The 15802-nt window shown below is 43.1% G+C and carries 16 protein-coding genes; 4 read left to right on the forward strand and 12 right to left on the reverse strand.

Annotated features, from left to right (window positions below):
- Positions 1–66: 66 nt before the first annotated feature.
- Positions 67–966 carry a DMT family transporter gene (locus KIT90_RS23025; RefSeq protein ID WP_285378922.1) on the forward strand — a complete coding sequence of 300 codons (900 nt, stop codon included), beginning with the start codon at positions 67–69 and terminating at the stop codon, positions 964–966.
- Between the two features lie 89 nt (positions 967–1055).
- Here the strand turns inward: KIT90_RS23025 and KIT90_RS23030 are convergent, their stop codons facing one another.
- A complete protein-coding gene (locus KIT90_RS23030) occupies positions 1056–1370 on the reverse strand; it encodes a multidrug efflux SMR transporter (RefSeq protein WP_005441333.1) in 315 nt (104 codons plus the stop codon).
- Positions 1371–1738: 368 nt separating this feature from the next.
- Between KIT90_RS23030 and KIT90_RS23035 the strand changes: the two genes are divergently transcribed.
- On the forward strand, positions 1739–3136 hold the full coding sequence (locus KIT90_RS23035; protein WP_285378924.1) for an endonuclease/exonuclease/phosphatase family protein: 1398 nt from the start codon (positions 1739–1741) through the stop codon (positions 3134–3136).
- 56 nt (positions 3137–3192) lie between these two features.
- Here KIT90_RS23035 and KIT90_RS23040 read toward each other — a convergent pair whose 3' ends face one another.
- From KIT90_RS23040 to KIT90_RS23060, 5 genes are all read right to left on the reverse strand, one after another.
- Entirely contained in the window at positions 3193–3732 is a 540-nt protein-coding gene (locus KIT90_RS23040; RefSeq protein ID WP_005441328.1) for a phosphatase PAP2 family protein, read from the reverse strand.
- Positions 3733–4097: 365 nt separating this feature from the next.
- On the reverse strand, positions 4098–4631 hold the full coding sequence (locus tag KIT90_RS23045) for a DNA mismatch repair protein (protein ID WP_285378927.1): 534 nt from the start codon (positions 4629–4631) through the stop codon (positions 4098–4100).
- A complete protein-coding gene (locus KIT90_RS23050; protein ID WP_285378929.1) occupies positions 4625–5011 on the reverse strand; it encodes an MAPEG family protein in 387 nt (128 codons plus the stop codon). The genes KIT90_RS23045 and KIT90_RS23050 overlap by 7 nt, the downstream gene beginning before the upstream one ends.
- A gap of 105 nt (positions 5012–5116) precedes the next feature.
- Positions 5117–6022, reverse strand: coding sequence for an EamA family transporter RarD (gene rarD, locus KIT90_RS23055; RefSeq protein ID WP_054823215.1), 906 nt, complete (start codon positions 6020–6022; stop codon positions 5117–5119).
- Positions 6023–6104: 82 nt separating this feature from the next.
- A complete protein-coding gene (locus KIT90_RS23060) occupies positions 6105–6827 on the reverse strand; it encodes a sulfite exporter TauE/SafE family protein (protein WP_285378931.1) in 723 nt (240 codons plus the stop codon).
- Positions 6828–7181: 354 nt separating this feature from the next.
- Here KIT90_RS23060 and KIT90_RS23065 point away from each other — a divergent pair, with 354 nt between their 5' ends.
- Positions 7182–7703, forward strand: coding sequence for a type II secretion system protein (locus KIT90_RS23065; RefSeq protein ID WP_039988852.1), 522 nt, complete (start codon positions 7182–7184; stop codon positions 7701–7703).
- Between the two features lie 44 nt (positions 7704–7747).
- On the opposite strand, the gene KIT90_RS23070 is transcribed toward KIT90_RS23065, so the two are convergent.
- The 3 genes from KIT90_RS23070 to KIT90_RS23080 form a co-directional block, all read right to left on the reverse strand.
- A complete protein-coding gene (locus KIT90_RS23070) occupies positions 7748–8728 on the reverse strand; it encodes a chemotaxis protein (RefSeq protein ID WP_054823213.1) in 981 nt (326 codons plus the stop codon).
- 262 nt (positions 8729–8990) lie between these two features.
- A complete protein-coding gene (locus KIT90_RS23075; RefSeq protein WP_285378933.1) occupies positions 8991–9713 on the reverse strand; it encodes a nitroreductase family protein in 723 nt (240 codons plus the stop codon).
- A 100-nt stretch (positions 9714–9813) separates the two neighbouring features.
- Positions 9814–11733 (reverse strand): methyl-accepting chemotaxis protein, encoded by a 1920-nt coding sequence (locus KIT90_RS23080; protein WP_285378935.1) that lies wholly within the window; start codon positions 11731–11733, stop codon positions 9814–9816.
- A gap of 366 nt (positions 11734–12099) precedes the next feature.
- On the opposite strand from KIT90_RS23080, the gene KIT90_RS23085 reads away from it, so the two are divergent.
- Positions 12100–12708, forward strand: coding sequence for a response regulator transcription factor (locus KIT90_RS23085; protein WP_009705265.1), 609 nt, complete (start codon positions 12100–12102; stop codon positions 12706–12708).
- A gap of 21 nt (positions 12709–12729) precedes the next feature.
- Here KIT90_RS23085 and KIT90_RS23090 read toward each other — a convergent pair whose 3' ends face one another.
- From KIT90_RS23090 to KIT90_RS23100, 3 genes are all read right to left on the reverse strand, one after another.
- A complete protein-coding gene (locus KIT90_RS23090; RefSeq protein ID WP_038893423.1) occupies positions 12730–13617 on the reverse strand; it encodes a LysR family transcriptional regulator in 888 nt (295 codons plus the stop codon).
- A gap of 208 nt (positions 13618–13825) precedes the next feature.
- A complete protein-coding gene (locus KIT90_RS23095) occupies positions 13826–15187 on the reverse strand; it encodes a GGDEF domain-containing protein (protein ID WP_171371470.1) in 1362 nt (453 codons plus the stop codon).
- An 11-nt stretch (positions 15188–15198) separates the two neighbouring features.
- A complete protein-coding gene (locus KIT90_RS23100) occupies positions 15199–15798 on the reverse strand; it encodes a response regulator transcription factor (RefSeq protein ID WP_032802371.1) in 600 nt (199 codons plus the stop codon).
- Between the last annotated feature and the right edge of the window lie 4 nt (positions 15799–15802).

Consider the following 15802-nt stretch of genomic DNA (forward strand, 5'->3'; position numbering starts at 1 on the left):
AGGTGCTGATCTTTTTGTCAGTCTAGTATGCTAAAGTGCGATCTCCCTCAATAAACGAGCAGTAAGATGCCTAACTCAATCAATTCGATGATTCCCATTGGCGTGCGCTTTATGGTGCTGTCCGCTTTTGGCTTTGCACTAATGTCTGCCACCGTAAAGCATGTTAGCTTGCACGGCATTCCTGTATTTGAAATCGTAGCAGCAAGGGCACTGGTCTCATTGGTGATCAGCTATCTTGATGTAAAACGCAAAGGCATTTCGGTTTGGGGTAATAATAAACCTCTCCTTTTCGCGCGAGGCGCTGTAGGCACCATGGCGTTGATGTGTGTGTACTATTCCGTTACAACGCTACCACTAGCTGAAGCGACCATTTTCCAGTACATCCACCCTGTGTTTACTGCCTTACTTGCGGTTTTCTTCCTTAAAGAACGTATCCAGTCTTCGACGTTTATCTGTATCGCTCTGTGTTTGCTTGGGGTATACGTGATGGTGAGGCCAGAAACCGGCCCAGACGCCGAACATGCTTTACCCATGTTCAGTGTGATGATCGCCATCTTAGGTGCTTTTGGTAGCTCCATCGCGTACGTAATCGTACGTAAGTTAAGTCAGACCGAAGACAGCTCGGTGATCATTTTTTACTTCCCGTTGGTGGCGCTGCCTGCATCGATTCTTTTGATTGGGGATCAATTCGTCATGCCAGATATGTATCTGACCATGATGCTCGTTTTAGTCGGCGTCTTTACGCAAATAGGACAGCTGGGCCTCACGAAAGCGATGCAAACCCAAGAAGCAGGAAAAGCATCGGCCTACTCTTATGTACAGATCATTTTCTCTGTCGTTTTGGGCATCGTCTTCTTTGGTGAATTACCTTCGGCGTGGACATACTTAGGCGGCGCATTAATCGTAACAGGCGCGCTGATCAACGTATTTGGTCAACATCTTAAGTTGCCGTTTATAAAACGATAGCAATCGCCCTTCTAATTACGTTTCGTTTGATCGAAAAACAATAAAGCCAGAGCATCACTCTGGCTTTTCTTTTGGCTGTATTTGTAACGCTAAGCTGCGAACTTCAAACCCGCGATACCTGCAACAATGAGCAGTAAACTGATTAGCTTGATTAGTGTGGCCGGCTCATTAAATAAATAGATACTGGCAATTGCGGTACCTATCGCACCAATACCAACCCAAACTCCATAAGCAACGCCTAGCGGTAACGTTCTTAGTGCGATACCCAGTAACCAAAAGCTCAACCCCATAAATCCAATAGTGAATGCAGATGGTGCAAGCTTACTAAAACCTTCGGTGTATTTGAGCCCGACCGCCCATGCGACTTCGCATAGACCAGCAAGAAAAAGAATTGCCCAAGCCATTGAGAGATTCCTAACGATTGGGGTCGTCCCCGAGGAAGAAAAGAGCGGTGAGGTCGTCCTCACTTCTGTTAGACGCCTAGTATAAAGAAAAATTTCCCACTACTAAAACTCAGATGAGTAGCGAACAAAATCTATCCAAACCGATTAATATGAAATATAAAACCAATCACATTAAATAAAATAGGCATCATTATTTAACAGTTTGAATATAACCTTCTGCTGTTGAAAATGATGCGTTTATTGCATTAATCACACAAAAGTTAAGCAAACGTGTAACTACGCAATCGTTTGTGTGACCTAGATCGCTTACAAAAGCTACTGATAACTTTAGTATTTGCGCGAATCCAATTATAAGGTATGACATACCCATGAAATACATCAAAACTCCTCTTGCTCTCCTTGTTGGTGCAGCGCTTTTAACTGGCTGTAATGACGATACGACAAACAACTACTACCCTTCTGAGCCTCCAGTAACAGTTGCAAAAGACGTTAAGTTCGCAGCGTTCAACCTATCATTTGATCGAAACACTTATGAAGATCTTGTTGAAGAAATGAAGCTAACGGCTGAAGAGCAAGAACAGCTCATTCAAGGTTGGAAAGATGACACATTGAATGATGCAGACAAAGCGAAAGCTGAAAAAGTAATTCAAATTAGAAATGTGGCAGCGATCATTCAACATGAGAAGCCTGCTGTTCTTTTGATGGCAGAATTCAATAACGATGGTGAAGGCAAAGATGTTGCTGCAATTACTGGTTTCCGCTTGAATTACTTAGCTGTACCTCAAAGCTTGAATAGTATTGATGGTGGTGATCTGCAAGAACCTATCGCTTTCCCTTATTTTGAAAACTATGCAACAAATACAGGCCTTCAGAGCGGTTATGATCTGGACCGCAATGGTTCGATTGGTGGTGCTAATGATGCATGGGGTTACGGCACATACCACGGTCAATACGCTTTCGCTCTAATTTCTCAGTTCCCTATTGATAAAGAAAACACGCGTACTTTCCAAAACTTTAAATGGAGCGATATGCCTGGAGAAACAAACCCAGTTATTGTTGACTGTGACGACAATGGCTTAACATGTGGTGAAGCATGGTACAGCGAGGAAGCTTGGGCAAACATGCCGCTATCATCGAAAAACCATGTCGACGCGCCTATCAAAATCACTAAAGAAGATGGAACAATTGAAACCGTTCATGTTTTGATGTCTCACCCGACGCCACCAATTTTCAATAACGCTGCAATGCACAACAAAATTCACAATAGAGCCGAGATTGACTTCTGGGTCGACTATGTTTCCGGCGGAGATACAGCAAGTTACATATATGATGATAAAGGCACAAAAGGTGGCCTTGCAGACGGTTCAAAGTTCGTTGTTATGGGTGATTTAAATGCAGACCCATTAAGTGGCGATGGCGATCTGACCGCAATTAATGACCTGATGAACCACAAGAATGTAAATACGAACGCAACATTCGGTACGTTAGCACCTTCAAGTTGGGGTGGTCCAGAGTGTCTTGCAAACGGGGAATGTAAAGCAGAAAACTGGGATACTCCTTACCCAAATCAAGTAACAAGCACGTCTGGATTAAGGCTTGACCATGTAATTCCATCGAGCGAGATGAACGTAGTTGACTCTGCTGTCTTCTGGCCAGCAAGCTTTGAAGATGGAAGAAAACTGATGAATGACGATAGAATTGGCTACGGAAATGCCAAATCTATTTCATCAGATCATCGATTAGTTTCGATCAAAGTAGAGCTTTAATAAGCTACAACAAAGCCTCGGTTTATGCCGAGGCTTTTTGTTTATCAACTGTCAAGCTACCAGCGGTATGTAAGTGATACGCCCATATCTTCGCTCGTTACCCAAGGAACAAGCTGAACATTTTCATCATAAGCGTCAGTGAAGACGTATGCGGTCAAGGTTCCTAAAGCGGCACCAGCAAGTACATCGCGCCAATAGTGTTTCTTCGCCTCAACTCGACCAACGCCAACTAAAGTCGCGACCCCATAAGCAGGTAAGCCCGCTTCCCAGCCATAACGTAAATAAAGGTTTGTCGCCGAAGCAAAAGCGTTAGCCGTATGGTTAGAAGGGAAACTGTCATTACCACTTTTATCTGGGCGCTCCGCATCGATGGTCGTTTTACCAATCAAACCAATTCCTGACGCAGCACCAATACTGAAACCGGCTTGCCAAAAACCTTCCCAGTCCCCTTTATATGCAGGTACTGCGGCAGCCGTTGCAACCAAACCATAAGCACCGATATCGGTAAGCACGTCCCAATCTTTTTCACTCATCGCGTTTGCCGATTGAGCGCCAAAAATAGAGACAACACCAACTAAACGTACAACTTTCTTCATTAATACAACCAATTAGAATTTATATGCGCGCGAAAACTACCACAGCCATCGCCATTGTTCGACTGGAAACTGTAACAATTAAAACGTGAATTGATTGTGAAAAAAAAGCCAACCACAAGAAATGTGATTGGCTGTATATACGTGTGAACAATTGGGTTCACTAACAACGTCAGTTGGCTAGGTGACCCTCGGCTTAAAAGGGTCGCTATAACTAAAGCATTAGGCATGCCAACTTTCTGATGCACTAAAACCGATTGTTATTTAACCATTTGCAGTAAATTTGAACGAATAGTCGCTCTTACGAGATAAAATCATATGCATATTGCAAACAATCTTTTGCAAATGGCAAACAAGTTACACGGCTATTAAGGCTTACGAGCAAGGTCTCGTGCTAAAATCAAAGCTAAGCCAAAAACCTGCAAAAACAGTCCAATGCTTTTGTACCATGCGATCTTTTCTTCCAAACTCGACATAACTTCAGTTATCTCAAGGTTTTCTAGGTAGTAACTGTCGATGCGGTTTCGATAGTTAGTTTGAGCTTGATTGATTTCAGACATAAGGTTGGGCAGTTGGGTGATCTCAATGGCGCTAACCTCCTCCCCAGTCCATGCAGAAAGGTGTCCTTGTAGGACTTGATTCATCTCTTCAGACACCGCTTCGCTTTGGGACAAATGGAGATGCAGTAGCAACACTTCTCGCTTTCTCTCAAGCGTTTCTACACTGTTCCACGCCAATTGAATGGAATACAAGTTGTCGGCCTTTTGATCGGCCAACAAACTGGTTTCTTTTCCTAATTTATCGAGCACAACGCTCGTCAGTACGATCGCCGCGATATTTAGCACCAATCCGATAAGAACCAGTAGCCAAGCTGGCGGTAAGTAAGTCGCGTTTTTTACCATAAATTACCGTAAGGTAAGTAGATTAAGTTCAGCACCACTAAACCAATCATAGTAAAGAAGGTGAACTTCATCCCGGTCACGCGCCCTTTTAAGTCTTCACCTAATATTCCGCGCGCATGAATAATGCGCCCAATGACAAACGCAACACCAGCAAGATGAATCAGCCAAACCGATGCACCGTTGTATTCGACGAGAGCCATTAGAATCAGAGTAATAGGAATGTATTCACTTGCGTTGCTTTGGGCACTTCGGGCGATTTGAAGCGCTTCAATGCCACCGTCAGAGTAGGCGATTTTGTTGCTTCGACGTTGTTTGATGACTTGAAAAGCGAGCCAGATGAGCAGCAAAGCGAGAATGGATGCGTAGAGAGCGGTGATCATAAATCTTCCTTCTTTAGATATTGCGATAGCATTCGAATAACGAAAACTAAGGGCTAACTATATATTAAATATAAGCTAGCCCTATGAATCTAAAGAAGGAATTGGCTAAATTGAGTGGTCAGCAAGCTTTTTTCTTTTTGATAGCTTAGCGATACCCTCGAAGATCGTGAACAGAAGACCCACCCAAATAAAGGCAAAAGTCACCGCTTTAACGCTGTCGAACATCTCACCAAAGAACACAACAGCCAGTACAAACTGCAAGCTTGGCTCAATGTACTGCATCAACCCCACCGTCGATAAATTGGTGATGCGAATCGCAATCGAATAGAAAATCAGCGGCAAAAGTGTCACAGGCGCACTACCCAAGTAGAGCATAAAGGTGGTCATATCCACGGTTGAGGCCAACTCACCCACTGTCACTTGTTTTACGATTAAATAAGCGAGTGCAATTGGCGTCAGCACTACCGCTTCAATAAACAGCGTCGTGCTCCAATCAAAGTTAATCTTCTTCTTAAACAGACCATAAAGAGAGAAGAATATCCCCATTGTCAGAGCGACCAGTGGTAATTGACCGTACTGGATAACTTGATATAACACGCCGATGGTCGCCAGAAGAATCGCAATGAACTGCCCTTTTGAAAGCTTATCGCCCAACACAAACACGCCGAGTGCAACGGAGATTAATGGGCCAATAAAGAAGCCCAAGCTCGCATCAATTACACGGTTGTTCGTTAACGCCCAAGTGAATGCCACCCAAGAAATGCACATTAAGCTACTGGCAACAAACGTGTACCAAAGCGATTTTTTATCCTGCCAGATCGCAGACCATTTGGGCATGTGACGCGTAATCGCCAGAACGAGAACAAAACCTACAGGCACTGAACCAATAATACGCAGCGCAAGCAGTTCATCCATCGATGCGTTTGGTAAAAAGCGATAGTAAATTGGCAACAGTCCCCAAATGACGAAGGACAATGCAGCCATAAAGTTGCCGTAACGATTGCTGTTCATAACTAACTCGACAAATAAAAAGTGACGCGATTCTATAGAGCAAAGTGCTTTTGTAAAGCGAATTTGAAACGATGACTTAACTTTACAGTGCTAGACCTTGAACCACGGCGGTAATACCACTTACAAAACACAGCGTAAGTGCGCCAAAGCGAATCTTTTCTTTCGGCAATGATTGTGTCGTTTTGATTGCTAACCAGTAACCAAATGCAGCAGCTGGTAACAATGGCAACGTGATCACCAAATGATGAAGATTAAAGAAACCAACGGGAATCTGAACTATCAAAGAGATAATAGAGCTAAATACGAAGAATGCAGATAGGTTACCGCGTAACTGATTCGCTTCTTGATGTTGCAATAACAAAGCCATCGGTGGACCACCAATCGCAGAGCTGGTACCAAACAGGCCAGAAAAGAAACCTGCGAACGTCATGCGTCCTGGTGTTGGCTCAATACGGAATGGGAGTACGCTTACTGCTACGGCAAACAGTACGAGAAAACCGATCCAAAGTGTGAGTGCTTCAGTGGAAACAAAGAATAACAGCACCCCACCCGCTAGCGAGCCTGGTACACGACCAATTAAAGCCATTTTTAGGCCACCAATTTCAACACTGCTGCGGTGCTTCATTGCGTTCATTAATGAAATAAACAGAGCAACCAAGCAGATTGGTGCGGGAACATATTCAGGAGCCCAAAGAATCAGTAATGGCGCAGCCACAATAGCGAGGCCAAAACCAATGGCGGTTTGAACATAAGAGCCAAGAAAAATCAGCCCCATTGCAAGCAAATTAGTTGAATCGAAATCCATCGATATGATCTTATATTTTAATTAATTATTAGAGAGTTGATTGAATACACACCACCTATCAATACCTCACTCTCACCCCGCGTAGGATTCACCAAAGCCATTAAAAACACAATCAAAATGTTTCAATATCTGAGTTCTTAAGTCTCACATTTTGCGACTTACAAAATTGGTTATCTCTTCGCCACAAAATTTATGACGTGAATAGTATCTTGGATACAAATATGGAACTATAATCACACTATATTTAGAGTGAATACACCATTAAAATTCACCAAATATGAACTTTAGTAGTCTATAGCACCATAAAATACAAAAATATTAGACTATCGTATCAACCTAACTTAAAGATGGTTTATGAAAAGAAAATCAGGTTTTACTTTAATTGAGCTTGTTGTTGTTATCGTAATTCTCGGCATCCTTGCTGTCACTGCCGCGCCACGCTTTTTAAACATTCAAGACGATGCTCGCGAAGCTCGTTTAGAAGGTATGAAAGGTGCAATCGCTTCAGGTCTAGGAATTGGATATGGGAAAATGGCGATAGCGGGATTGGAAGATGGTTATGTGTCCAACTTTGAACCAAATACACCTAATTTCAACCTTCCGTTTGATGGATGTGACATTGGCGGCACAAAGCGCTGTGCATTTCGCTACGGCTATCCTGATACTGATGAAACGGGGTTAACTCTGATTGTTCCAGAGTTAGATCATCAGTATGGTGATACTGACTGGCAGATTAAGAGGACAGAGGATAAAAAATTTATGTCTGTCACTGTTCGAGGTGACTCCAACTCAAATGAAAACCACTGCAACATATTATATGCCGCTCCACAAAACGAAAATGAAACATACACGTTAAAAATCAATCACTGTTCATAATAAAAAGGCTGCCAATCGGCAGCCTTTTTTAAATCTGTAGAAAGTTACGCGAAACTAAATACGTGCTTATCCATCATGTTCACCATACGCCCGATCTCTGGCTTAGTGATGGTGTCATTCGCACCAAGAGATAACGCTTTCGCACGGTTGTCTTCACTCATCAAAGAAGAGAACATCACGATTGGTGTTTGGCTGTAGGCTTCTGTATCACGTAGTCGTTTCACTAAGTGCATACCATCCATACGAGGCATTTCTACGTCGGTAACAACGGCATCAAGCAACTCACGAACTGGCAAGTTTTCTTCTTTCGCTACGTCGATCAAGCTCATCAGTTTTTCATACGCTTCGCCACCATCTTTACAGGTGATCACGTTATACCCCGCAGAAGCCAATGTATCTTGAATCAATGAACGAATAAACGCAGAGTCATCCACAACCATGATGGTTTTTGCGTTACGCTTACCGACCATACGTTGGTTTAGATCAACCGACTTATCGCCCGTCACGTCGTACTTTTCCATACTCAGTTCTGGGTTGATGTCTGCAATGATCTTCTCGAAGTCTAAGATCATGATCAGATTGCCGTCTTTACGTACTACCGCAACAACGCAGTCTTGTTCCCCCGCTTCTAAGAATTGGCTTGGGGACTCTACATCGTTCCACGAAATACGGTGGATACGCGAAATACTGTCGATCAAGAAGCCATTCGTCATCTTGTTGAAGTCGGTAACAATAACAAACTTACGCTCAAGATCACGACGCGTAGGAACACCAAGCCAACCAGCAAGGTCAACCAATGGCGTTAACACTTCACGCGACGAGAATACGCCGATCATATGAGGTTGTGCATTCGGATAATCAGTAGTCTCCGGCACGCGAATCACTTCACGCACTTTAGCGACGTTAATACCGTAATAACATGTTTTTGTGCTGCCATCTGGCAATTGTTTTTCTAGATGGAACTCAATGATTTCAAGCTCATTGGTGCCACTTTCAGTCAGAATAGTACTGGTTACGTTACTCATAAACCCAATTATCCAAAATACGCATCAAGAAAAAGGCTTGATGCAATGCCACAGAGAATCACTTCACAGGCGTAAAAATCCAAGAGTCCTTTTGTAGTCTTTGAGACAGAATTTGTAAATAATCAAAAGGATGCTGACCGCACACTTCTATATCAAATGATGAAATTTCGTCTCATTTTTGAACAAAACTCAGCCATGAGTTCGATATAGAAAAGACGTCTGTTTAAATAGCGGCAGCAAATAGAAAAAGTTTAGCGATTTATTAGTGTGTTTTAATAACCGACTCATTCGAAACTCGGTGACGCTCACCGTATACGCCTTCTTCCGTTCGAACACCGCAGCTGATGACCATGGTGATTTGGTCACTGTCACGTAAGCCAAGTAAATCTTTCACACGCTTCGAATCAAATCCTTCCATCGGGCAAGTGTCGTAGCCCTTCTCTCTCATGGCATACATAAAGGTCATGGCTGCAAGAGAAACACTTTTGTGCAAGCATACGCGAACATCCGCTTTACTCACCTCACGCACCATAGGTTTATTACGCCCCAACCACCAGCTGTAGAGCTTACGAACGACTCCACGAACACCAAATGCATCGTTGTTATAAACCATCGGGATGAGTTTTTCGTAGTACTTTAGAGCGCGCTTGGCCGCAGCGTCGTCACGGCCTTCAAAAGCTTGGCGCACAGTCTCTGCGTTGCGCTTTGCGCGCTCTTTCCAGTTATGAGTCGTGGCAACAAATACCACCAATTCGTTGGCTGTCTTAGCGGCGTTTTGTCCCATACAAAGCTCAGCAAGCGCTGCTTTTTTATCTTCTGAGATCACACGATGGAATTCCCACATCTGCATGTTGCTGCTGTTTGGACTTAGTGTGGTTAGCTCTAGGGCCTTGGCAACATCATCATGGTTAAACTCAGCGCTCCCGTCGTATTTTCTGACTGAACGGCGAGACTGAACAATAGATTCAAAAGAAGGTTGGTTCATAACGGACTCAAAAGATGGGAAAAACGCGATCTTACTGATTCACACCTCACCTGCAAGCGCAAATACGAAGCCAGACACAAAATCGTGTCTGGCCGTCTTATTATTGAAGTTTGAAAAAACGTATTTGATCTGAAAGGTTAATCGACATTCTTGCCAATTCGTCGGCGGCCTGATTGCTGTCTTGAATCATGTTAACCGTCTGATCGACTTGGTCTCTTACCGATACGACACTTTGGTTGATCATTTCCGCTGTCGCACTCTGCTCTTCTGTTGCCGCTGCAATTTGTGTATTCAGAGCGTTCGTTTGTTCAATATTGTTAGAGATACTAATAAAGGCATCGTTCGCAGATGCAGATTGATGAACCGTCTGCTCAAGCATCTGCTGCCCCGCATCGATGGAATCTACCACTTGGGTCGTGTTCTGTTGCAACGTATGAATTCGATCGCCAATTTTTTCTACTGCTTTTTGGGTTTCTTGAGCCAACTGGCGCACTTCATCCGCAACGACTGCAAATCCACGTCCTTGGTCACCAGCCCTTGCAGCCTCAATCGCTGCGTTTAATGCAAGTAAGTTGGTTTGCTCTGCGATGGTTTGAATGACTTGAGTGATGTCTGCGACTTCGGCCGTACCATTGGACAATGTCGCAACTTTCTGGCTCATTGTGCCCATTTGACTTGCTAGCCCGCCGACTTGCTCAGTCGCACTTTGCATGACAACTTGCCCTTGTTCAGACACCTCCGACGCCACTTCGGCCTCACGAGACGCGCCATTCGCATTTTGTGCAACTTCAGCGATCGCCACCGTCATCTCGTTAACCGCTGTTGCGACTTGGTCGGTTTCCATTTGTTGCGATTGCGCATTGCTTAATATCTCAGAGTTTACCGCTGATAATTCTTCAGAAGCGGAAGCAAGAAGATCACTGCATGAAATGACCTCAGAAACGGTTTTATATAACTGCTCTTCCATGTGATGTAGAGCGTCAAGCATTTCTGCTACCTCGTCGCTCCCCTTCACTTGTTGCTGCTCTGCAGAGATTTCACCGCGGCTCAACTTCTCAGCCACTTGCTTTGCGAACAAGACATTGTTGGTAATATCGCGAGATATAAACACGCACAGCAAAGACAAAGCCGGAAGTCCGATGAACAGCGCTACTGCTACGTTAATCGTCGCTTCTTCAGTGGTTTGTTGTATCTCTTCTTTTAGTACGTTCTGGTCATTGACGGCGTCTGTTTTAATACCGTTGATTTGTTCTGAAATATCGAAACCAATCTCCTTTAACACGTCCCATCGAGCATTTCTTTCTCGAATTAACACAGCCACCTGAGACAAAGAACTTGCAAAGCTGTCCGTTAGTGCATTTAACTGCTCTTGATTAACATAACCAAGTTGCGTCAAATACAATTTCCACTCGTCGAGCTTTGATTCAAACTGCTGATAGTCTCGCTCATTATTAGTCAATAGGTATTCTGTAGCCTCTTGTGTTAGCGCTTTAAACACCAAGGTGGCATCAGCAAGTTCCGCACGATATTGCGTTACATCGGTCGCTTCAGAAAGGCGTTTTTCTAACTTTGATTCCACTTGCTTTTGAAAAGAGACAAGTTCGGCAACCTTTAGATCTCGCTCTTTCATTAATCGAGAAACGTCATTTAGATTGTCCATGTAGCGAACCAATTCAGCAGTCACTTTTTCAAATCGAGTTTTACGCTCTGGATCGAAGGCATTTTCAGCCTGCTTTTGGGCTTCTCGATGAGCGAATTTTAACGCTTCCATAGATTGAGAGAAAAATTGAGGATCGCGATTCGTCCGATACGTAAGTGCATTGGTTCGAGCGGTCAAAAGGTTTGTTTCGATTTCGGTTGCTTCAAACGCAGTGGTATTGATGGTTTGAAAATGAATAAAATTATTGTTGATGTGTTTGGTGGTAACAATACCAACCGCGGTGATTGCAAATAGCACCAAAATAACGGCACTTAAAATCAGGTAAAACTTATGTTTTATTTTTTTAATCTTGTTTAGCATTCCGCCTAACTCCGTGAGAACAGCAAGAATGAAATACTAAAAACCCATGGATTTAGGTGCAAACTGGCCAATCAAAGCGAAAAACCCTATCTATCTGTTATTATTGAATTTATCTCAGAATGTAAGCTTTTTCCGACGAGAAACAAAGATTGATACGTCAATGTAAGACCCTCATTCTCTCACGCGCTATCTAATTGATTCTATTATTTTTAGCGTGACACTTTCTCACATACGAGACACACCTTTTCAAATAATGAAATTGTCATTTTCACCCACTCCTCACAGATTTTTCCTACAATCCTACCTCATTAAATAAGTGCTGAAAGGAAGCGGCAAGTAAATTGAAATATAAGGTGAGGCACAAATATGAATAACGTTCTTATTATCGACGACCAACCGTTATATAGCGAAGCGCTCGCTTCTCTTGTTCAAACCGCTTTCCAATCTGTTAACGTCGTGGAGTCAACAGACAGCGCTGAAGTTATGGAAATCATTCGTAACCAACCTGTAGATTTGGTTATTTTAGACGTCGTGCTAGGTGATCGAGACGGCATGCGCTTGGCTAAGAACATATTAGCGACAGGCTACCAAGGCAAAATCTTGTTTATTTCTTCTCGAGATTATTCAAGTTTGTCTAAAGCCGCATTTGAAATGGGCGCACACGGCTTTTTAAATAAGAATGAAGCGAAAGCCACCATTATGGATGCCATCGTCAGTGTGACACGTGGATATTCGATGTTTAAAGCGACGCATAACCAATCATCGGGTAACGTCACTTTATCTAATCGTGAAGCAATGGTGTTCCACTACCTTGCCCAAGGCTACTCAAATAAGAAGATATCTGAGCAACTGTCACTGAGTGCTAAGACCATCAGTACATACAAAACTCGAATCTTGAAGAAGTATCATGCTGAGTCTGTCGTAGAACTTCTCAACACCCTTCCTCAAGAAGAGTGTGGCAGTCTTTGTTGTTAGTTTCGCTTTAAGGCAGTCAGGTTAGGTAATTACGTATCTCGCGATAGCATCAGTTAATAGCTGGTGCATCGAGTTGTAGCGATGAGTTTGCTTCATTTGTACCACCACTTTTGGGCGCCCTTCAGGATAAAAGGTTTCAGGTACAGGAATAAAATGAAAGCCATCAATCGGTTTTTGATACTCTAGCAAAATTGTCGCTGCGGCCCTTGTTCTGATCACCTTGAGTAAGCTGGTGATATTCCCGATAGTCGCAACTCGGTCAATATTCAATCCGCCCTGCTCAAGCGCTCGCTTGGTGACTTGCTCCCTATCCTTCCAACCTGCGAGCTCAAGCAAAATAAACTTAAGCTCACACGCTTTTTCTAAATCGGTAATACCCAGTTCTTCAGGCACGACAATAACGGCTGGCGCGTAACCGATAAACTGTTGATGAATGGATTTTGGGTATTCTTCATTAAAATAGTGCAGTTGCATGTCTACTTTATCTTCAAGAATATCATCAATCGTATTGTCGGTACTGCTTGCCACATTAACGTAGGCATTAGGAAACAAATCCATTAAGTCACCTAAAAGCAAGTGACCAAAAGATTGTTGCGCAGATTGCGGTAAGCAGATAGTGATGCTCTTGTCATAAGACAGAGGATCAAACTCTCGTCTCACGAGGCAAGACTCAAGCTGGTCGAGAGCATCTGTGATTTCTGGTAGCTTTCGCTTCAAATAGTCTGTCGGTTCAAAGTGATGAGCGTGACGAATGAAAAGCTCATCTTCCAGTTGTGTTCGCAAACGAGTGAGGTATTTACTGATAGATGCTTCGCTTTTACCTAGCGCTTTCGCAACAGGCTTAAGTTGGCGATGTCGTTCTAGCAGCACCAGTATTTTGAGGAGGTTTAGGTCTAGATCTTTATTCACAGCGCGGTTACCAAATAGAATCAAAGATTAAAATTGTGATTTTTATAATTACCTTCAGCCAAATACAAAGAAAGCAGCCTTTGCATAGGCTGCTTTACTATAGAAGACCAAAGTCACGTTTTGGTCAAGTTTATCAAACTCTTATATCGCCACTTACTGACATTTAAGTCATTTACCACGATTTTCAGACATAAGACACTGTCTCAATTTAGCATCGCTTGCGCTTACACTCGTACAAATCCTCGTCAGCACGCATGATGACATCGTTCAGCGTCTCATGCTCGGTGCTCATGGCGATACCAGTACTTACGCTAACGTCGATATCTAAGCTCTTTAAACGGTTCTCCTTCACCACTGAACGTAGTTTCTTGGCCAGCATTAGCGACTTGCTCTCACTACAATCAGGAAGAATCGCGATAAATTCATCACCACCTGTCCGAATCAGATAATCCGTCGCTCTAAAGACTTTTTTCATCGCATCCGCAATTATCGAGATAACCTCGTCACCAACATGGTGGCCGTATTTATCGTTGATACGTTTTACTCTATCGCCATCAATCGCAATGACAGTGAAAGTGGTCATCTTGATCTTGTTCTTGAATGCCTGCTCTTTAAAGACCTTACGATTAAACAACCCGGTGAGCTCGTCTTTGGTTGCATCGCTAATGGCATTTGCTAGCTGAATCTTACTCTCTTTAGATTCCTGCGCCTTAGAGTAATAACCAAAGATTACCGCGAACATAATCAGGTACAAGAACCCAAAGTCGATCAGAATTTTACTAAACGGATACTTATAAACGATGAGGTTATTGTTATCTGCAACATAGGTCTGCGTGTAAGCAAAATCTGGCCACGGGTAATGCGGGAAATAGACCACAACGTGCTTGTTGCCATTATTAATGTCTACCGTGAGTGCTTTACCCTCCGCTCTCAGAGAATCAAGAAATATCTGTTCCCCAAACTCTCCAACAATCTGTCCTTGGTAATACACAGGGCTAATGACACTGAATGCCCTACTGTCCGAATAAGTGGTTTTAAACGGCTGTGAAATCAAAATCCGATCGGCTAATTGATCTTTCCATGCCGCCAAGACGCACGAGTTAGTTTCTTTACACCAATCAACATCAAATGGTGCTGCTAAGTTCTCGAGCTCTTCGATTGGATTTTCAAGAATAAACTTGTTTGCGGTATAGGAACGAAAGTAAAGCACCACGTCAATTCGTTCATAAACGTTTGATAGGTAGCCTTCGGCTTCATGTAAAACTTTACGCGCGACAGATTCCACATAATCAAGCTCACTTCCCGCTTCAAGCGCATAAACTGCATCTTGGAAGCTAAACTCCGTAAGCTCTCCAATTTCCTTTGCCGTTTTCCCCTCGTAACGAGCCAATTCAGATTCCATAAGCAGACCAAGCAAGGTTACCTTCTGCTTGGTCTTAGAAATTCCCTGAGTGTAGATCTTAAATTGTTTCACCTCATGAGAGATCAGCATAGCGCCAATCATGGTCATTGAGGTTGTAAACAAAAGCGTGGCAAAGAAAAAAGACAAATAGATGTTTTTTAAATTCATCCTTTCTCCTGTTAAGTACTCACAACTTTTGCCAGTTCAACGATGTTTTTTACGTTGAACTTATCCAGAACGCGTCGCTTGTAGGTGCTAACAGTCTTGTCACTGATAGACAGCACATCTGCGATATCTCGGTTACTCTTCCCTTGCAGTAGTAACTTCATTACCGCGCTTTCACGGCTGGATAGCGTGGGTACATTTCGATGTTCTTCGACCGTTTGTTTGAATTTGAAGAACGAATACCCTTTCGCTACGGCTTCTATCGCATCTTTCAAAATTTCATGGTTTTCGGACTTACACACATAACCATCAGCGCCCGAGCGAAACGCCATTTGACTATACATGTGGCTGGTCTCAGCAGAGAAGAAGATGACCTTGCCACTAAAACCGTGAGATTTAATACGCTTATAAAAATCGTACCCATCACAGTCCGCAAGATTCACATCCAAAATGAGCAGACCGATATCCGATTCTTTCAGTGTTTTTAGTGCGTCTTTTGAGCTTGTTGCTGTCATAACTTCATTTGCAATGCCTAGGCTTTCGACCAAGGATTTAATAGCAATACAAACCAGTGGGTGATCATCAAAGATCAAGCAGTTCATTTTATTCATCATTCTT

It is taken from the genome of Vibrio sp. B172a (assembly GCF_030248355.1).
GTDB lineage: Bacteria > Pseudomonadota > Gammaproteobacteria > Enterobacterales > Vibrionaceae > Vibrio > Vibrio owensii.